Origin of the sequence: Pseudarthrobacter sp. PH31-O2 (assembly GCF_030063265.1) — a bacterium.
Lineage (GTDB): Bacteria > Actinomycetota > Actinomycetes > Actinomycetales > Micrococcaceae > Arthrobacter.
The window spans coordinates 159985-178906 of record NZ_JASIST010000008.1 but is presented as its reverse complement, the minus strand read 5'-3'; the positions used below and the strand labels follow the sequence as shown (position 1 = coordinate 178906).

The 18922-nt window shown below is 65.9% G+C and carries 18 protein-coding genes and 1 riboswitch; of the genes, 14 read left to right on the top strand and 4 right to left on the bottom strand.

Going from position 1 to position 18922, the window contains the following annotated elements; translation table 11 throughout:
* Positions 1-235 precede the first annotated feature (235 nt).
* Both QMG72_RS13615 and dcd read left to right on the top strand, forming a co-directional pair.
* Positions 236-679 carry an SRPBCC family protein gene (locus tag QMG72_RS13615; protein ID WP_253031811.1) on the top strand — a complete coding sequence of 148 codons (444 nt, stop codon included), beginning with the start codon at positions 236-238 and terminating at the stop codon, positions 677-679.
* 50 nt (positions 680-729) lie between these two features.
* Positions 730-1305, top strand: a complete 576-nt coding sequence (gene dcd / locus QMG72_RS13610; protein WP_226775212.1) for a dCTP deaminase — start codon at positions 730-732, stop codon at positions 1303-1305.
* 43 nt (positions 1306-1348) lie between these two features.
* Here the strand turns inward: dcd and QMG72_RS13605 are convergent, their stop codons facing one another.
* The 3 genes from QMG72_RS13605 to QMG72_RS13595 are packed head-to-tail and all read right to left on the bottom strand — an operon-like array spanning position 1349 to position 4475.
* Entirely contained in the window at positions 1349-2545 is a 1197-nt protein-coding gene (locus tag QMG72_RS13605; RefSeq protein WP_283480806.1) for a cation:proton antiporter, read from the bottom strand.
* A 4-nt stretch (positions 2546-2549) separates the two neighbouring features.
* Positions 2550-3032, bottom strand: a complete 483-nt coding sequence (locus tag QMG72_RS13600) for a cation:proton antiporter regulatory subunit (protein ID WP_253031812.1) — start codon at positions 3030-3032, stop codon at positions 2550-2552.
* Positions 3033-3071: 39 nt separating this feature from the next.
* Positions 3072-4475 carry an MFS transporter gene (locus QMG72_RS13595; RefSeq protein WP_282359007.1) on the bottom strand — a complete coding sequence of 468 codons (1404 nt, stop codon included), beginning with the start codon at positions 4473-4475 and terminating at the stop codon, positions 3072-3074.
* 152 nt (positions 4476-4627) lie between these two features.
* Here QMG72_RS13595 and QMG72_RS13590 point away from each other — a divergent pair, with 152 nt between their 5' ends.
* From QMG72_RS13590 to mnhG, 6 genes are read left to right on the top strand one after another with little or no spacing between them, the layout of a single operon-like run.
* Positions 4628-7666 carry a Na+/H+ antiporter subunit A gene (locus QMG72_RS13590; protein ID WP_283480805.1) on the top strand — a complete coding sequence of 1013 codons (3039 nt, stop codon included), beginning with the start codon at positions 4628-4630 and terminating at the stop codon, positions 7664-7666.
* Positions 7663-8241: a Na(+)/H(+) antiporter subunit C gene (locus tag QMG72_RS13585; protein ID WP_253031815.1), complete on the top strand. Its 579-nt coding sequence runs from the start codon at positions 7663-7665 to the stop codon at positions 8239-8241. Before QMG72_RS13590 ends, QMG72_RS13585 begins: the two co-directional genes overlap by 4 nt.
* On the top strand, positions 8238-9851 hold the full coding sequence (locus tag QMG72_RS13580) for a Na+/H+ antiporter subunit D (RefSeq protein ID WP_282359005.1): 1614 nt from the start codon (positions 8238-8240) through the stop codon (positions 9849-9851). Before QMG72_RS13585 ends, QMG72_RS13580 begins: the two co-directional genes overlap by 4 nt.
* Positions 9848-10393, top strand: a complete 546-nt coding sequence (locus QMG72_RS13575) for a Na+/H+ antiporter subunit E (RefSeq protein ID WP_226775219.1) — start codon at positions 9848-9850, stop codon at positions 10391-10393. The genes QMG72_RS13580 and QMG72_RS13575 overlap by 4 nt, the downstream gene beginning before the upstream one ends.
* On the top strand, positions 10393-10668 hold the full coding sequence (locus QMG72_RS13570; protein ID WP_253033514.1) for an MrpF/PhaF family protein: 276 nt from the start codon (positions 10393-10395) through the stop codon (positions 10666-10668). The genes QMG72_RS13575 and QMG72_RS13570 overlap by 1 nt, the downstream gene beginning before the upstream one ends.
* Positions 10658-11071 (top strand): monovalent cation/H(+) antiporter subunit G, encoded by a 414-nt coding sequence (mnhG, locus tag QMG72_RS13565; RefSeq protein ID WP_263659566.1) that lies wholly within the window; start codon positions 10658-10660, stop codon positions 11069-11071. Before QMG72_RS13570 ends, mnhG begins: the two co-directional genes overlap by 11 nt.
* Positions 11072-11087: 16 nt before the next feature.
* On the opposite strand, the gene QMG72_RS13560 is transcribed toward mnhG, so the two are convergent.
* Positions 11088-11351 (bottom strand): DUF4235 domain-containing protein, encoded by a 264-nt coding sequence (locus QMG72_RS13560; RefSeq protein WP_226775221.1) that lies wholly within the window; start codon positions 11349-11351, stop codon positions 11088-11090.
* Positions 11352-11500: 149 nt separating this feature from the next.
* On the opposite strand from QMG72_RS13560, the gene QMG72_RS13555 reads away from it, so the two are divergent.
* The 6 genes from QMG72_RS13555 (at position 11501) to QMG72_RS13530 (ending at position 18893) form a co-directional block, all read left to right on the top strand.
* Positions 11501-12265, top strand: a complete 765-nt coding sequence (locus QMG72_RS13555; protein ID WP_282359000.1) for a DUF4386 family protein — start codon at positions 11501-11503, stop codon at positions 12263-12265.
* 358 nt (positions 12266-12623) lie between these two features.
* Positions 12624-12767: riboswitch (TPP riboswitch) on the top strand.
* Between the two features lie 65 nt (positions 12768-12832).
* Positions 12833-13519 carry an ECF transporter S component gene (locus QMG72_RS13550; protein ID WP_282358999.1) on the top strand — a complete coding sequence of 229 codons (687 nt, stop codon included), beginning with the start codon at positions 12833-12835 and terminating at the stop codon, positions 13517-13519.
* A 16-nt stretch (positions 13520-13535) separates the two neighbouring features.
* Positions 13536-15224, top strand: a complete 1689-nt coding sequence (locus tag QMG72_RS13545) for an ABC transporter ATP-binding protein (protein WP_283480804.1) — start codon at positions 13536-13538, stop codon at positions 15222-15224.
* Positions 15225-15231: 7 nt separating this feature from the next.
* Positions 15232-16035 carry an energy-coupling factor transporter transmembrane component T family protein gene (locus QMG72_RS13540; protein WP_283480803.1) on the top strand — a complete coding sequence of 268 codons (804 nt, stop codon included), beginning with the start codon at positions 15232-15234 and terminating at the stop codon, positions 16033-16035.
* A gap of 95 nt (positions 16036-16130) precedes the next feature.
* A complete protein-coding gene (locus tag QMG72_RS13535; protein ID WP_226775225.1) occupies positions 16131-17654 on the top strand; it encodes a UDP-N-acetylglucosamine 1-carboxyvinyltransferase in 1524 nt (507 codons plus the stop codon).
* Positions 17655-17708: 54 nt separating this feature from the next.
* The gene (locus tag QMG72_RS13530) at positions 17709-18893 is read left to right on the top strand and encodes a glutamate--cysteine ligase 2 (RefSeq protein WP_282358994.1); all 1185 of its coding nucleotides are present in this window, start codon (positions 17709-17711) and stop codon (positions 18891-18893) included.
* Positions 18894-18922 lie beyond the last annotated feature (29 nt).

Sequence of the window (18922 nt, the reverse complement as noted above, 5' to 3'; positions counted from 1 at the left end):
CCGGCTGGCCACACCCGGTCGCTACACCGGCGGCAGAACGGCGTTCGCGTCAGATGGCAGGGAAGGCCTGAGGCTCCACTGAGCACTAAACAGCCTGGGGATTCCCATAACTGTTCGATAAAGGCTCGTTCCCGGAACCGTGCGGGCGGGGCCTTGCTGATTATCCTGAAGGGGTTAGCTGCAGTTCCGGGGAAGCGGGCTACGCCCATCAGCCGTCAGCGCAGCGAGGATTTCAGTGGCAATTGCAGAGTACGACGTCGTGATCCACCGGGACGCAATGTCCGTGTACGACTTCCTGCTCGATGCCCGCAATCTGCCGAGCTGGCGTGACGGAGTCCGCGGCGTTGAACTCGTATCGGGCGTGGCCGGGGCCAAGGGTGCCGTTTACCGCCAGAGCCTCGCTGCACCCGCCGGACGGACGGAATGCTGCGACGTCGAGATCACCGAGGCGCGGCCGGGGGCAGAGATCCGGTTCACTGTCCTTGCCGGGCCGGAGCGGACCCGCGGCGGCTACTACCTGAGCACCGAAGGCACCAGTACCCGCGTCCGGTTTGCCTTGGAGGGCGAAGCGCGGGGGCTCCTGGCCCGGTTGAGTTCCCGGTTCCGGCGTCGGATGAGGGCTGAAGTCGGCCAACTGGACCAGCTCAAGGCAGTGCTGGAGCAGGAACCGGAACTGTAATACCGGGACGGCACACCACTGTTCCCGGTGAGTACTGTAATTTTGACACTGTGCTGATCTCTGACCGCGACATTCGTGCCGAAATAGCTTCCCACCGGATTGTTCTTGAGCCGTTCGACCCTGCCATGGTTCAGCCGTCCTCGGTTGACGTGCGGATCGATAAGTTCTTCCGACTCTTCGACAACCACAAGTACGCCCACATCGATCCGGCGGAGGAACAACCCGAGCTGACCCGACTGGTGGAGGTCGATTCCGGCGAACCCTTTATTCTGCATCCCGGGGAATTCGTGCTGGGCTCCACCTACGAGACAGTGACGCTCCCGGACGACATCGCCGCCCGGCTGGAAGGCAAGTCCTCGCTGGGCCGGCTCGGCCTGCTCACCCACTCCACGGCAGGATTCATCGACCCGGGCTTTTCCGGACACGTGACCCTTGAGCTGTCGAATATGGCGACGCTGCCCATCAAGCTCTGGCCGGGTATGAAGATTGGGCAGCTGTGCTTCTTCCGGCTGACCTCTGCCGCCGAGCACCCCTACGGCTCCGGCGAGTACGGTAACCGCTATCAGGGCCAGCGCGGCCCGACGGCGAGCCGGAGCCATTTGAATTTCCACCGCACCGTCATTTGACCCGGCCCGCTGCGCGGACGCCCGTGCGGCAGCGGCGTCCAGCCTAGATGCCGTCCGCAGTCCGAACCCTGGACGGCTTGGCCGGGCGGCGCAGCATCGCCACAACCGGTTCCACAAACTTTGCTATCAGCGGGCCAGTGACTGCCATGATCAGCACGTAGGCGGTGGCCAAGGCAGCGAGTTCCTGGGGTACGACGCCGGAGGCGACGGCGAGGCCGGCAATAACGATTGAGAATTCGCCGCGCGCGATTAGCGCGGCTCCGGCGCGGAAGCGCCCCGGCACGCCGATCCCAGCACGCTTCGCCGCCCAGATCCCGGTGAGCATCTTGGTGGCCGCGGTGACGATGGCCAGGAGCAACGCCCAGCCAAGGACGGGCGGGATGCTCGTTGGGTCCGTGTTGAGCCCGAAGACCACAAAGAATATGGCTGCGAAGAGATCCCGCAGCGGCTCAAGGATCCGGGTGGCGCTGTGCGCGGTGGCCCCGGAAATGGCGATCCCGAGCATAAAGGCACCCACCGCGGCCGAGACCTGCATGGCCGCTGCCAGTCCGGCCACCAGCAGGGCGGCGCCGAGCAGGTTCAGCAGGAACACCTCGGAGTTTTCGCTGTGCACGGCTTTGGACACGTGGTGCCCGTGTCGCAACGCCACAATCAGGACGATGGTCACGACGGCGAGCGAGATCCCGACCGTCTGCAGTCCGGCCACGAAACTCACGCCGGCCAGGGTTGCCGTCAGCACCGGCAGGTACACCGCCATGGCCAGGTCTTCGAAGACCAGGATCGAGAGCACCACCGGAGTCTCGCGGTTACCGATTCGACGCAAGTCGGTGATCACCTTGGCAGCGATCCCGGAGGACGAAATGTAGGTGACGCCGCCCATCACCATCGCCCCTACGACGCCCCAGCCCAACAGCGCCGCCAGCACGGCGCCCGGCAGGAAGTTCAGCACGAGGTCCAGGACACCGGCCTGCCAGGAACGCCGCAGCCCGGTGACCAGCTCCGCCGCCGTATATTCCAATCCGAGCATAAGCAGGAGCAGGATAACGCCGATCTCGCTGGAGAGGTGCGCGAATTCGTGCATACCCTCGAGTTTGACCAGCCCGCCTGCACCGAAGAACAGGCCCCCGACCAAGTACAGCGGAATAGGGGACATCCCGATCCGCCCGGCCAGCCTCGCCAGCAGGCCGAGGCAAAAGACGACGGCCCCGAGTTCGATCAGGGTCAGTGCGAGCGGGTCCATGCTGTCAGCCGTTGCGCAGGATGCTGGCCGCTGTGTCCAGGCCTTCTTGCGTTCCGACTGCTACGAGGAGGTCGCCGGGGTGCAGGACGACGTCGGGCCCGGGGGAGGGAAGAACTTCGCCTTCGCGCATGATCGCGACGATCGAGGCGCCGCTTCGGGTCCGGATGCAGGCTTTGCCCATCGGCTGGTTGTGGAAAGGGGAGTCGGCTGCGATGGAGAACTGCCGGGTGACGATTCCCGGAACCTCGCGGTGCGCCTCGGAGAGCTGCATTGCCAGCCGCTGGCCGCCCAGCAGGTTTCCGAGGGCGGCGGCTTCGTCGACTGTCAGCGGAACGGACGCCTGGCAGGTGTCCGGATCGTCCCAGGTCGAGACGATGAGTTCAGTCTGGCCTTCGCGGTGTTCCACGACGCCGATCCGCCGCCCGGAGGCGGTCATAAAGTCCTTGCGCCGGCCCAGTCCCGGAAGGTCTGTTTCATCCACATTCATCCCTCCAGCCTAGTGCGCCGCAGGGGATTCCGGGGAGGTTCAGGCTGCCGGGACGACGGCGATCTCGGTCCGGTCCGGTGCCTTGACCGGAAGAAGGAGCAACAGCCCTGCCAGGAGCACTGCCATGATGCCAAGAATGCCCCAGCGCTGCGCCCCGCCGGGTTCCACCAGCGGGGCCGCGACGGCGATGCACAGCGTAAACAGTGCGGGCGCGAGAAAGCTGACGGCCCGGCCCGTCGTGGCGTAGAGGCCAAACAGCTCACCGGATTCCCCGTGCGGGGCAAGCCGGGCCAGGTAGGCCCGGGAGGAGGATTGTGCCGGTCCCACAAAGAGGCACAGGAACAGTCCGAAGATCCAGAACGTGGTGGTGCCGGCCCACTGTATGCCGAAGAGGGAATAGTTTCCGTTGCCGAGGACCAGGATCATCGAGCCGGCGACCAGAAGCCCTGCCAGCGAACCGGTGATGACCGATTTAGGACCGATCCGGTCATCGAGGAAGCCGCCCACGATGGCACCCGCCGCGGCAACAACGTTTCCGAAAATCGCGAAAAAGATGACCTCCGTGAGTTCGAACCCGAACGTACCCGCGGCGATGATGCCGCCGAAGGTAAACACCGCTGCCAGCCCGTCCCTGAACACGGCACTGGCAAGAAGGAAATAGATGGTGTGCGGGCTGGTTCGGTAGATCGCCTTGATCCGCCGCAGCAACAGGCCGTAGGAGGCCAGGAATCCCAGCGCGGCGCCCTGCCTTGTTTTGGGCAGTTCCGGAACGGCGAACAGTACAGGCAACGCGAAAATGAAGAACCACAAGGCGGAGAACACCGCGACCAGCCGGATGTTCAGGCCGTCCGCCGTCGAGCCGCCGAACCACTCGAAGCTGGGCTGGACAAAAAGCTGGAGCACAATCAGCAGTGCCACGATGCCGCCGAGGTATCCCATGCCCCAGCCGAAGCCGCTGACTTTGCCGATGTTCTTTGGGGTGGAGATCTGGGCGAGCATGGCGTTGTAGTTCACGCCGGCAAACTCAAAGAACACGTTGGCCAGCGCAATAAGTGCCACCCCTAGCAGCAGGAACTCAGGGCGCGGGAAAACAAAAAAGCACAGGGCGGTCAGGACCGCGACAGCGGCCGTGTTGACCCCAAGCCACAGCCGGCGCCGCCCACCGTTGTCCGAGCGCTGCCCGGTGACTGGTGCCAGCAACGCGATTGCGGCACCGGCGATCGCCAACGCGCCGCCCAGGACCGCGGAGGCATGGTCCTCGCCGCCGAAGGCCTTGGATGTCAGGTACACGGTGAAGACAAAGGTGGTCATCACAGCATTGAAGGCGGCCGAGCCCCAGTCCCAGGCCGCCCACGCGAGGATGCGCCCCTTGTGGGACGCCTGGTGCCCGGATTCAAGTTCCGATTCTGGGCGCACGGCCTCAGGGACGGCAGCGGAGTTCATAGCGTGAATAATATCCGCAGTCCGCCCAGGACCCGGCCTACCGTGGGAAAAGAATTTGTCAACGCTTGGTAAACTGTCCGGACTGAACCGAACGAATACGCCGCCTGCTCCAACTTGTTGATAAATGAAATCCTGACGTTGCGGAGATACCAGTGATCACAGTCCTTGCCGCACACTTTGCGGCGGCTGCTGTGGCGCCATGGCTCTTCCGAAAATTCGGCCGGAACTCCTTCTACGCCCTCGCGGCAGTGCCTGCCGGTTCGTTCCTCTGGCTGGTCCTGCAGCACGGCGCCGTTTATGCCAACGCAGGTGCGGCCCAGGGCGGAGCTGCAGGAAACGGAACCGCCGAGGTCCTGCCATGGATCCCCGAGCTAAAGCTGGAGCTCGCCTTCCGGATGGATGCCCTGGCCTGGGTGATGTCCCTGCTGGTCCTCGGGGTCGGCGCGCTGGTCCTCGTCTACTGTGCCCGGTACTTCAAGGACAAAGACGAGTACCTCGGTGGATTTGGCGCCCAGTTGGTGGCCTTCGCCGGGGTGATGTTCGGACTCGTGACGGCAGATGACCTGCTCTTGATGTTCATCTTCTGGGAACTGACCACGGTCCTGTCCTACCTGCTGATCGGCTACGCCCGGGCCCGGCTGTCCGCTCGGCGCTCCGCCCTGCAGGCCTTGATTGTCACCACCGCCGGCGGCTTGGCCATGCTCGTGGGGCTGATCATCCTCGGTTACAACGCCGGGACCTACCGGATCTCTACCATTCTGGGCTTGGCGCCTGAGCTCGTCACCGGTCCCGCCGCGGGCGCCGTTGCTGCCGCCGTCCTCCTCATCCTGGTGGGTGCGATCACCAAATCGGCGCTGGTTCCGTTCCACTTCTGGCTTCCCGGCGCGATGGCTGCTCCCACCCCGGTGAGCGCCTATTTGCATGCCGCGGCCATGGTGAAGGCCGGCATCTACCTCGTGGCGCGGCTGGCGCCCGGGTTCACGGAAACCCCGTTCTGGCTGCCGGTAGTGCTTGGCCTCGGTCTGGCCACCATGCTGGTCGGCGGCTACCGGGCGCTGCGGCAAACGGACATAAAGCTCATCCTCGCTTACGGTACGGTCAGCCAACTCGGCTTCCTGACCATGGTCGTGGGACTCGGCACCCCCGAGGCGGCCCTTGCCGGGCTCGCACTTCTCCTCGCCCACGGATTGTTCAAGGCCACGCTCTTCCTGGTGGTGGGCATCATTGACCACCAGGCCGGAACCCGCGATATGCGCAAGCTCTCGGGCGTTTACCGTTCCTCCCGGGCGCTGGCCATTATGGCCGCCGTCGGGGCCGCCTCAATGGCCGGAATCCCGCCGCTGGCGGGTTTTGTCGCGAAAGAATCAGTCTTTGAAGCCTTCGTCCACTTCAGCGCCGACGCGTCGGCCGGTCCGTGGGGTCTGGTGCTCCTGGCCGGCCTGGTGCTGGGTTCCATCCTGACCTTCGCCTACAGCGCACGGTTTATGTGGGGCGCGTTCGCCGTCAAGTCCGGCGTCAGGACAACGCCTTTCAAACCGATCAGGCCCGCTTTCCTGGCCGCCCCCGCCATCCTGAGCCTTTTGACCGTCGCCTACGGGTTGTGGCCTGCGCCGGTAGACGGCTGGATCCAGCCGTACGCTGCACTGTTTGTGCCCGACGGCGAGGATGCAGCGGCCGCTGCCGGCCATCTGGCGCTGTGGCACGGACTTACCCCCAGCCTGGGCCTGACCGCCATCACCTTCGCCCTGGGCCTGGCCATGTTTTACGGCCGGAACACCGTCTCCCGGCTCCAGGCACTGGTCCCCGGCTGGATTGACGGTGACCGCAGCTATCAGCTGGCTATCGGCGCGCTCGACGACGCCGCAGTGTGGATTACCGGCCGGACCCAGCGCGGCTCGCTGTTCTTCTACCTCTCCGTCATCCTGACCGTGGCATTCGTCCTTCCGCTGACGGCCCTTGTGCTGGCGAACAAGCCCGTGCCCCCGAACCTCTACTTCATTGACCCCAATTCCCCGCTGCAGATTGTGGCGGGCGCAGGAATTGTGATCGGGGCGTTGGCCGCGGTGCGGGCCAACAAACGCTTCCTGGCCGTCCTGATGGTGTCCGTTACCGGCTACGGAATCGCCCTGCTGTTCGCGCTGCAGGGCGCTCCTGACCTGGCGCTGACCCAGATGCTGGTGGAATCGATCATCCTCGTGGCCTTTGTTCTGGCCATGCGCAGCCTCCCGGCGGAACTACGCGACAGGACCGGCGGCAAATACCGGGTGGTCCGGGTGATTATCGGAGCGGCGTTTGGCATCACCATGGTCTTTGTCGCCATCTACGCCCTCGGCGCCCGGGTGGCTGCACCCGTCTCGCTCGATTTCCCCAAACTGGCCTACGAGGGTGGCGGCGGGCTGAACATAGTCAACGTGACCCTCGTGGACATCCGGGCCTGGGACACCTTCGGGGAAATCTCCGTGCTGGCGCTGGCGGCCACAGGCGTTGCCAGCCTGATCTTCGTCCACAACCGCGGCGAGGGGATCCGGGCATCCGCCACAGTGGCCGAAGGGTCCGTCGGCCGCCGCAATTCCGGAGGCGAACGCGGCAATACCCGTGACGAGGCGGCTTTGGCGATCAGCCGACGTTTCGCCGCCTCGAGCCGTGATGCATGGCTTGTGGCCGGCCGGACCCTGGCCCCGGAACGCCGCTCGATCATCTTCGAAGTCGTCACGCGGCTGGTCTTCCACTCAATAATCGTCTTCTCGATCTACCTGCTGCTCGCGGGCCACAACTTTCCCGGCGGCGGCTTCGCCGGTGGCCTCACCGCCGGGCTGGCCCTCACAGTCCGGTACCTCGCCGGCGGTCGTTTCGAGCTGCGCGAGGCGTCGCCCGTCAGCGCCGGCACCCTGCTCGGTATTGGCCTGGCCACCGCGGCGGCATCCGGCCTGGTACCGCTGCTGCTGGGCGGCCAGGTGTTCCAAAGCGCCATCATCGAGTTCTGGCTGCCGGTTTTCGGCGACGTCAAGTTCGTCACCCCCACGATCTTCGATATCGGCGTCTACACGGTCGTCGTCGGCCTGGCCCTGGACGTGCTGCGCAGCCTGGGCGCCGAAATCGACGAACATTTCGAGGAACAGTCACACGAACCGGCCAGCGACCAGGAGCCCGGCGGAGTACCGGCCGAAACCACAGCCAAGGGAAAAGCATGAGCGTCAACCTGACACTGCTGACGGTCATGGGAGCCTTGTACGCCTGCGGCATCTACCTGATTCTCGAACGCAGCCTTACCCGGGTCCTGCTGGGCCTGATGTTGCTCACAAACGCCACAAACCTGCTGATTCTGACCACCGGCGGGTACGCCGGCCTGGCGCCGATGTTCAGCAAGGACACCGCGGCCGGGGACTACAACGATCCGCTGCCTCAGGCCCTCATCCTCACCTCGATCGTGATCTCTTTTGCCGTCACGGCCTTTATGCTCGGCATCATCTACCGGACCTGGGTGCTGGCCCGCGAGGATGAAATCCAGGACGACGCCGAGGACCGCCGCGTGGCGCGGACCCCCAGCTTCGACGTCGAGGACGACTCCGTGATCCCGGTGGAAACCTCCGAGTTTCCGTTGACCATGATCGGTTCGGACGGCCAGGGGGTCTCCAACGTCCCAGCCGGCGCCGAAGCCACGGTCCAAGTGGCAGACCGTACGCTGAACGCCGAGCGGGCGGCGGCGGAGGAGCAACCGGGTTCCTTGAACGTCCAACTACCCAATCCGGAAGGAGACGGACAGTGAACATTGCCAGTTTCGCCCCGCTCGCCGTCCTCCTTCCCATCCTCGGGGCGGCCCTCACCTTCCTGCTGATCCGACATTCGCGTGCGCAACGGACGGTGAGCATCGCGCTGCTGTCCGTGACGCTGCTGCTGGAGTGTCTGCTGCTGGCCTCCGTCTGGGAAGGCGGAACGTCGGCGGTCAACCTCGGCGGCTGGCTCCCGCCATGGGGCATCGTGATGGTGGTGGACCAGTTTTCTTCGCTGATGCTGGTGGTCTCCTCCTCGGTGAGCCTCGCCGTGCTGATTTACGCCACCGGTCAGGGCATGGCCGACGGCGATCGGGATGCGCCGGTCTCGATCTTCCACCCCACCTACCTGATCCTGGTAGCGGGGGTGTCCAATGCGTTCCTCTCCGGCGACCTGTTCAACCTGTATGTGGGCTTCGAGATCCTCCTGACCGCCAGCTACGTGCTGATGACCCTCGGCGGAACGGGCCCGCGGATCCGGGCAGGCGTGACCTACCTGGTGGTCTCGGTGGTGTCCTCAGTGCTCTTCCTGATGGCGATCGCGATGATCTATGGCGCTACCGGCACCATCAACATGGCTGATCTCGCCATCAAGCTGGCGCAATTGGACCAGGGCACCCAAAACCTGCTGCACGTAATGCTCCTGGTGGCGTTTGGCATCAAAGCGGCGGTGTTCCCGCTGTCCTTTTGGCTCCCGGACTCCTACCCCACGGCCCCGGCTCCAGTCACCGCGGTGTTCGCAGGGCTGCTCACCAAGGTGGGTGTCTACGCCATTGTCCGCACCGAAACGTTGCTCTTCCCGGGCGACACTTTTAATGCGCCGCTGATGGTGGCCGCCTTGCTGACAATGATTGTCGGAATCCTGGGCGCACTGGCCCAGAATGACATTAAGCGGCTGTTGTCCTTCACCCTGGTCAGCCACATCGGCTACATGGTGTTCGGGCTGGCGATGTCCTCGGTGGCAGGGCTGGGCGCCGCCGTATTTTACGTCGTCCACCACATCACCATCCAGACCAGCCTGTTCCTGGTGACGGGCTTGATTGAGCGCCGTGGCGGAAGTTCCTCGGTGGACCGCCTGGCCGGGTTGGCCAAGTTGTCGCCCCTGCTGGCGGTGCTGTTTTTTGTCCCGGCAATGAACCTGGCCGGGATCCCGCCGTTCTCCGGCTTCCTGGGCAAGCTGGGTCTGCTTCAGGCCGGGGTTCAGCTGGGAACACCGCTGGCTTTCGCACTGATGGCCGGCGGAGTGCTGACCAGCCTGCTGACGCTGCTTGCCATCGCCAGGGTCTGGAACCGTGCGTTCTGGCGCAAACCGGAGGACGCGGAACACCCGGATCCGGTGCTGCTGGCTGCCCCGGAAGATTCGGCAACGGGGGACCGGGCGGGCAAGACCAACGTCACGCTGCTGCCGCGGACCATGGTGGGTTCCACGCTAGGCCTGGTGCTTTTCGGCGTCGGGCTGACCATCTTCGCCGGCCCGCTGTTCAAGGTCGCGGACCAGTCTGCCTTCGACATGCTGGACCGGACCTCTTACATCCAGGCGGTCCTGGGCGAAGATGCGCCGGTTCCGCCGAGGCCCGGGCCACAGCCGCAGGAGGCCTCCAAATGAGCCGGAAACGGATCTCGCTGCGGCAGGAACTGCCGCTGCTCGTATGGCTCGTAGTGGTTTGGGGCGCCCTCTGGCGGGACTTCAGCCCCGGTAACCTGCTCTTCGGAGCCCTGATTTCGGTCGTTGTCGCCCGGCTGTTCTACCTGCCGCCGGTGGAACTGGGCGGGCGCTTCAACCTGCTCCGTGCAGTGCCGTTTGTACTCGTGTTCCTGGCCAAAGTGGTGGCAGCGAGCTGCCAGGTCCTGTACCTGGCAGCGGCCAAGGGACCCAAGGTGGTCAGTGCCGTTGTGGCCGTCCCGCTCCGGAGCCACTCTGACCTGCTGGTCACGGCGACCGGTCACGTCACCGCGCTGATCCCCGGTTCCATGGTGGTGGAAGTGGATCGCTCCACATCCACGCTCTATGTGCACGGGATCAACGTCCGCAACGCAGCAGGCGCCGCGCAACTGCGCAAGGACGTCCGCGACACGGAGGCCGGGCTGATCCGGATCATGGGGACCAAAGCCGAAGTGTCCGCACTCAACCAGGAGGTGGGGCCGTGATGGCGCTAGTCCTGACCGTGACCGCGGTGGTGCTCTCGTTGGCCGCCGGCGGGGCGATCATCCGGATCGCGCGGGGTCCGTCGCTGCTGGACCGGGTGCTTGCCGCGGACGTGCTCCTGGCCATCGTGGGGGCGGCCATGTGCATCGACATGGCAGTGAACCGGCACCTGAACAACCTTATGCTGCTGGTGGCGGTATCCCTTATCGGGTTCGTCGGCTCCGTCACGGTAGCCCGCTTCGTTGCCGACCGGAGGGAGAAAAGCAGTGCCTCCTGAGACATTTTCCGCCGACACCGTGATCGACGCCGTCTCGGCTGTCTTTATGGTGGTCGGTGCCCTGATGTCCCTCGCTGCGGCGGTGGGATTGCTCCGCTTTCCCGACCTGATGACCCGGATGCACGCAGCCACCAAGCCCCAGGTGCTGGGACTGTTCCTGTTGCTGTTCGCGCTGGGCCTTCAAATGCGCACCTGGTGGGTCTGGCCGGTGCTGGTGGTGGCATGGATCTTCCAGCTGCTCACGGTTCCGGTTTCCGCGCATATGGTCGGCCGCGCCGGGTACCGGACCAAGCACCTCCACCCGGAGCTGCTCAGCACCGACGACCTGGAGGCCGTGGTGCAGCAGGCAGCCGGCACCCGGGGATTCACTGACGACGACGCCGGGGACACCGGCGGGCGGTGAAGCTAGAGGATGCGCCCTAGACCAGGTCCTGGGTTTTGGCGAAGCGTGCAACCGCCCGCTGGGTGCCGCGATTTGCGAGTACTTGGATGATGGCGCTGACGGACGCGGAGATCAGCGCAAAAGTCAGGGCCGAGCGCAGGGTGGTGGGGACATCGTCCTCGTGGCCCTTGGGTGGCTTATTGCCGGTGGACTTCTCCCAGACGGTGTCCACGAGCTTGGTGCCGACGTAGCCGGCAAGCAGGCTGACGCCGGCGCCGAGCAGTTTGATGAAAATATTCATTCTTCGCAACTCCTTGCGGGAGGGAAACAGGGCTTCCCCTAGCCTAGCGTTCCTCGCCCGACGGTCCAGTTGGGGACCTGCGGGCGGACCCGGGCCAGCTTGGGACCAACGCCCCTGTCCGGTGGGGCGGGGCAGACGTAACTTCAAGTATGGAACAGCCCCAAACCCATTCGCTTGCCCACACCCGGCCGGACCTCCCGTCGGCTGACGGCCAGACATGGCGGACGCTCTATCTCTGGGCCGGCATCTCCTCGATTCTTTTCGTGGCGCTGCTGATTCTCGCGCTGGTCCTGGACTTCCTCGCCCCGCCTCCGGTCCACGGCGGCGCCGAGACGCTGGCATTCATCGCGCGGAACAAGGGGATCTACATTGCCGAACAACTGCTGTGGATCGTGCCGAACATCCTGCCGGTGGTGGTATTCGTGGCGTTGTTCGTGGCGCTCGCCCCGCTCGACAAGAGCCGTGCCCTGCTGGCCGCCGTGGTCGGGGCCGTGCCGTGGGCCTTGATCATGGCCGTCCCTGTCACCAGCCGGGGATCCATGGTGCTGGTATATCTCAGCGACCGTTACGCGGCCGCGGACGACGACGCGTCCCGGCTCCGCTACTCGACCGCCGCCGAGGCGATCGTCGCCGAGAACAACACGGCGGCCGTCGTCGGAGTCCTCTCCGCGCTTGGCATCCTGCTGATCTCCTTCGTCATGCTGAAGGGCGTGCTGCCGCAGACCCTGGCCTGGCTGGGGATCGCGATCGGCGGCCTCGGCGTCGTTGCGGAGGCGCTACGGCATACTGTTCCGGAGTTCTACGGCGGATACGGAGTGTTGATGTGGGCCTGGTTCGTGGGCGTGGGGGTTGCGCTGATCCGCCTTGCCGGCCGGACGGCTCGAGGCGCTAACAACGGCGGCAGCTCAGCCTGACGTCCCGGGGCGGCCGAGTATTTCCGCGCGGGCTTTGTCCACCAGTTTATGGTCGGCTTTTGCGGCAACCCCGACACTGTGACGGTGGCGACCATCCCTCCTCAACCCGCCGCCCGGCTGCTCGTCCCCGGAGTCCGGGTCGTAGCCGGGGGGGACCGCGCTGGTGAGTTGGTCACTTGTTAGGGTTCCCGTTCTAGTTCGCCGCCGTTGGTGGCCGGCAGGGCGCGGCATCCGGCGTTCCCGTGCTTGCTGCCTCTACTAGGCCGGCCGTCCCGGGCGCCGGCGGATTGTGACGGCCGACTCCGGAAAAACAAACCTCCACGGGTGTAAAGTGGGTCACGCCCACAAGGGCGATTTTTAGATACGACAGGGGAGCGCCGCCGTCGGGCATCACCGGGGAAATCCGGGGAGACCACAGGTGGGCGCTGAGAGTGCGGACAGCCGCAGACCCTCGAACCTGATCCGGTTAGTACCGGCGCAAGGGAGTCGAGTTCTCAGAGTGGCCGGAGCGGCAGCGGAAGCTGCAGGCCCGGGCCACTCTCCCCTCCTGTTCCTCAGGAGGACGATATGACTGATACATCTGCCAAGCCCGGATCCGTACAACCCGGATCAGCCGGCGCGCCCGTCCGGTACAGCCACAACTGGCGTGTGGTGGACATTGTGGTGGCGGCGCTCATTGCGGTTGCCGGCGGCGTGATCTTCTGGGCCTGGTCCCAGGGTGCCAACCTGGTTTCTGCCCCCGTTAATGCGTTCTATCCGCCGCTCACCGGGCTCTACGCCGGAGGCTGGATGCTCCCGGCCGTGCTGGGCATGCTGATCATCCGCAAGCCGGGTGCTGCACTGTTCTGCGAATCGGTGGCCGCCACCGGCGAGCTGATCATGGGCTCGCAGTACGGCACCACAGTGCTGATCTCAGGCATCCTGCAGGGCCTCGGCGCCGAGCTGGTTTTTGCCGCGGTGCTCTACAAGAAGTTCAATGTGCCGTCCTTTCACGGGAAATTCAACCTGCCGGTGGCACTGCTGGCCGGCGCCGGGGCGGGCCTGTTCTGCGGCTTGAATGACTCGTTCCTGCCCTGGGGCTGGAACATCGCTTATGCCTCCGGTGACAAGCTGGCCTACATCGTTTTCACTGTGATCTCCGGCGCCGTGATCGCCGGCGGCCTGTCCTGGCTCGCCACCCGGGCCCTGGCCAGGACTGGGGTGCTGGGCTCTTTCGCCTCCCGCAAGGCGGCCGCGGAGCCGGTCTTTTCCTGACCCGCGCACACGGCTGATGACATCCTCCGACCGGGTCCGCCCGGCTGCGATCACCGCGCGTGGCTGGGGCTGGTGGCACGCGGGCCGGACCCGGCCCGCAGTCCGCGGCCTTGACCTGGACATTCAGGCAGGGGAACGTGTGCTGCTGCTGGGACCATCCGGTGCCGGCAAATCCACGCTCCTCCACGCCCTGGCCGGTGTACTCGGCGACTCGCCCGGCGGGGACGCCGGGCGAGCCGCTGGCCGCGGGCCGGCGGACGACGGGGATGCCGAGGAGACCGGCAGCTTGCTGATCGACGGGGCATCACCCCGGGAGCGGCGCGGCCGGGCCGGGCTGATGCAGCAGGACCCGGAGACGCAGGTGGTGCTCTCGCGCCTGGGCGACGACGTCGCCTTCGGGGCGGAAAACCTTTCAGTGCCCCCGGCCGACATCTGGACCCGGGCAGCGGAAGCGCTCGACGACGTCGGACTCGGCCGCCTGCCGCTGGACCACCCGACGTCGGCGCTGTCCGGCGGCCAGAAGCAGCGCCTGGCCCTCGCCGGCATCCTGGCGATGCGCCCCGGACTGATTCTCCTCGACGAGCCCACCGCCAACCTGGACCCGGCCGGAGTGCTGGAGCTTCGTGATGCCGTCGGCCGTTGCCTGGACAAGACCGGCGCTACCCTGGTGGTCGTGGAGCACAGGGTTGCCGTCTGGAAAGACCTCGTGAACCGGATTGTGGTGCTGCAGCCGGGCTCGGCGACGGACACCGCGGTGCTGATCGACGGACCGCCGGACCAGGTCCTGGACCAGGCGCGGGACATGCTCACCGCGGCGGGTGTTTGGGTGCCCGGTTACGTGCCGCAGACCCGGACGCGTCACCGGCCGCGGCCCGCCGGCCCGGCATCGGCCGCCGCCTCGGCCGTCGGCAGGGCCGCCGCCGGGGCGCCCGGTGGCCAGATTGCCCGCACCCCGACAGCGGGACTGCTGCTTGCCGCTGAGGACCTGGCCGTGTCCCGCGAACGGCCGCGCCGGGCGGGCCTCCGGGGCGGTTTTCGACCCATTCCGCCGGCGCCCGTCCAGTCCGGCATTGTTGCCCGGGTCCGCGCCGGGGAGGCCTTGACCATTACCGGCCCCAACGGATCGGGAAAGTCCACCTTCGCCCTGACGCTCGCGGGCCTGCTCGCGCCGGTCTCCGGCACGGTCTCGGCCACCCCGGAACTCAGCTCCGGTGCCGGGAGCGATCCGTACAAGTGGAAGGCCCGGCAGCTGATCTCAAGGATCGGCACAGTGTTCCAGGAACCTGAGCACCAGTTCGTCACGGGGCGGGTACTTGATGAGCTGATGTTCGGCCCCCGGCACCTGGGCCGCGGCGAGGAACGCGTCGACGAACTGCTCGAGCGGCTCCGGCTGGCGGAGCTCGTGGACGCGAACCCGTACACACTCTCCGGGGGCGAGAAACGTCGCCTGTCGGTGGCCACCGTCCTGGCAGCCCATCCGAACGTCCTCATCCTCGACGAACCAACCTTCGGCCAGGATGCCAACACCTGGGCCGAACTGGCCTCGTTCCTTTCCGAACTCCTCGACGCCGGCACCGCCGTCGTCTCGGTGACGCACGACGCCGAATTCAGCCACGTCCTCGGAGGGACCGAACTCAGCCTCCAGGCCCCCGATCAAGCGGAGCCCGATGAGCTGGCCCCCGTGCGCCGCGGGCCGGGACGTTGAGCACACCATGAGACAGGAACTGACGCTGCGCGGCAATCATGCCCTGCTGACCCGGGCCAACCCGCTCTCGAAGTTCGCCGCCGTTGTGTTCATTACCCTTGCCCTGGCGCTGTCGATCGACTGGGTGTCGGCCTCGGTGGCATTGGCCCTGGTTCTGGCACTTCTTCCGCTGGCCGGGCTGCGACCCGGGTTACTCTGGCTCCGTGGCTGGCCCTTGATCACGGCCGCGGCGCTAGGCGGCTGGAGTACCACCATCCTGGCGCCGGACAGCGGCCGTATTCTGCTTGATGCCAGGATTTGGTCCATCAGCGACGGTTCCCTGGAGCTAGGGGTCGGCTTTATGGTCCGCGGGCTGGCCATCGCGCTGCCGGCGGTGCTGCTGATGAGTTGTACGGATCCCACGGACCTGGCGGACGCCCTCGCGCAGAACGCGAAACTCCCGCACCGCTTTGTCCTCGGAACGCTTGCCGCGATGCGTCTTGTGGGATTGATGGCCGAAGAGTGGCACACCATTGGGATGGCCCGCCGTGCCCGCGGTGTGGGTTCCCACGGGAACCCCCTGCAGCGGCTCCGCGCCACCTTGGGGCAGAGCTTCGGGCTGCTGGTGCAGGCCGTCCGGCGCGCCTCCCGCCTCGCTGTCACTATGGAGGCCCGCGGCTTCGGCGATGCGCCGCGGACCTGGGCACGGAAATCCACCTTCAGCGCCCTGGACGTCTGGGTGGTTCTCGGCGGACTCCTGATCGCCGGTTCCGCCGTCGCGGCGTCGTTGGCGGCAGGCACCTGGAACATGGTCTTCCTTGCCCGGCAATAGCGATAATTATCGCACGGAACGGGTATCGCAGCGATTTTTCCGGCGTCTTATCTGAAATGACCGGAGGAATACGTCACCCATGATATTTTTGCGGGATGACTCAACAGACTGCTGAACACGTTGGTGCGTTACTCCGCGATGCCCGCGGGCAAAAAGGCTGGACCCAGGGCCAGCTGGCCGCCGAGCTGGGAACCAGCCAGAGCGCCATCGCCCGAATGGAACAAGGCAAGCAGAATCTGAGCCTGAAAATGATCCAGCGTCTTGAGGTTATTTTTGACCGGAGCATCGTTAAGGTGGGGCGGCCCGCCATGACGCATCTGCGGGTGGAAGGCGGCCGGACCCTGTCCGGTTCGGTGGACGTCAACAGCAGCAAAAACGCAGGTGTCGCCCTGCTGTGCGCCAGCCTGATCAACCGCGGCACCACCACCCTGCGCCGGCTCGCACGCATCGAAGAAGTGAACAGGATCGTCGAGGTGCTGACGAGTATCGGTGTCGAATGCGTTTGGCTCAACGCCAGTGATCTTCAGATCCGGCGCCCCGCGGCCCTGGACCTTGACGCGATGGACATCGAGGCAGCCCGCCGGACCCGCAGCGTCATTATGTTGCTGGGCCCGCTCCTGGACGAATCCGCCGAATACCGGCTGCCCTATGCCGGCGGCTGCGACCTTGGCACCCGCACGGTGCAGCCGCACATGCAGGCGCTGCGCCAGTTCGGCCTCAGCGTGGACGCCAAGTCCGGCTACTACGCCGTGCAGGCGCCGCCCGCGGACGCGGCGGACCGGTCCTTTGTGCTCAGCGAACGCGGCGACACCGTTACCGAAAACGCCATCATGGCAGCCGCCCACCGCGGCGGGACCACAGTCATCCGCAACGCCAGCCCCAACTACATGGTGCAGGACCTTTGCTTCTACCTGGAGATGCTCGGGGTCCGGATCGACGGCGTAGGAACCACCACGCTGAAGATCACCGGCCGCCCCTCCGTCGACGTCGATGTTGAATATTTCCCGTCCGAAGATCCGATCGAGGCGATGAGCCTGATCACCGCCGGCATTGTCACAAACTCGGAAGTGACCGTCCGGCGCGTCCCGATCGAATTTATGGAAATCGAGCTCGCGACGCTGGAACAGATGGGTCAGCAGCTGGAAGTGTCCGGGGAGTATCTGGCCCGCAACGCGCGCACCCGGCTGGTGGATGTCACCACCCGGCCCTCGGTACTGCGGGCACCCGAGGACAAGATCCACCCCATGCCGTTCCCCGGGCTGAACATCGACAACCTGCCCTTCTTCGCGGTCATCGCCGCGAATGCCCAGGGCCAGACGATGATCCACGACTGGGTTTATGACAACCGGGCGATCTACCTGACGGAGCTGAACAAACTCGGCGCGCAGGTGCAGCTGCTGGACCCGCACCGGATCTACGTCAACGGCCCCACCAAATGGCGTGCGGCAGAGGTGGGCTGCCCGCCGGCCCTCCGACCCGCTGCCTGCCTGCTGTTGGCGATGCTCGCCGCCCGCGGCGTATCGGAACTGCGCAATATCTATGTGATCGAACGAGGCTACGAGGACTTGGCCGAGCGGCTCAACACCCTCGGCGCCAAAATCGAGTACTTCCAGGACTGAGCGACCCCGTAGCGAGGCGGCGCGCTTCACGGAGACCTGGCGCACAATGGAATCATGCGCACCTTCGGTGTGGAGGAGGAACTGCTCATCGTGGACCCCGAAACCGGGATGCCGCTTCCCCTCGCCGACGCCATTTTGCCCCGGCTGGAACCCCCGAAGCGGGCCTCCGGCCGGGCCGGTTCCGCGCAGCCGCCGGTCTATGAGGAACCGAACTTTAGCTATGAGCTCAAGCTGGAACAGCTTGAATCCCGGACCCGGCCGTGCCTGGAGTACGCCGAGTTGCTCCGGCAGCTCAGGCAGGGCCGTGCCCTCGCGGACCGCGCCGCCAGGGTGCATGGCGGCCGGATCGCCGCCCTCGGCACGTCGCCGCTCGGCTCGGCAACCCACCTGACGCCGAAGCAGCGGTACCTGACCATGCAGCAGCGTTTTGGGCGCACCGTCCGGAACCAGCTCACCTGCGGCCTGCACGTCCACACCCTTGTGGAGTCTCCGGAAGAGGGTGTGGCAGTGATGGACCGGATCCGCGACAAACTTGCTGTGCTGATTGCCCTGAGCGCAAATTCGCCCTACTGGAACGGTGCTGAGACAGGATTCGAAAGCTACCGCACCCAGGCTTGGAACCGCTGGCCGGGATCGGGCCCCACCATGATCTTCGGCAGCCTTCCGGTCTACCGCCGCGTCGTAAACCGTCTGGTGGAAAGCGGCGTCCTGATGGATGAAGGAATGGTCTACTTCGACTCGAGGCTGTGCCGGCACTATCCCACATTGGAGGTCCGGGTCGCAGACGTTTGCCTGCGGGCCGAGGACGCCGCGCTGATCGCCGTGCTGGTGCGTGCGCTTGTGGAGTCCGCGTCCCGGGAATGGCACGACGGCGTTGATCCCGCCCCGGTGCCGACGCTGCTGCTGCGGATGGCCGCCTGGCAGGCCAGCAACTGCGGACTGCGCGGGCAGCTGCTGGACTTCGGGACCTTCGTCCCAGCCCCGGCTGCCGAAGTGGTCCATGCCCTGGTGGACTTCGTAGCGCCCGTGCTGGTGGATCAGGGCGAGCTGGACTTGGTGCGCCATGGTGTTAGTCGGATGCTCGCCGAGGGCACCGGGTCGCAGCTGCAAAGGGAACCGTTCGACGCCGGCGGCCTGTCCGCCGTCGTTGAACGCGCCGTCGCGGCGACCGTGCCGGGACCGGACACCGGGGAACCCGCCGACGGGAGCACAACGCTGGGCCCGGTCCGGCGGCGCTGAGTGTGCAGTTCACGGCAGTTCTCCGCCAA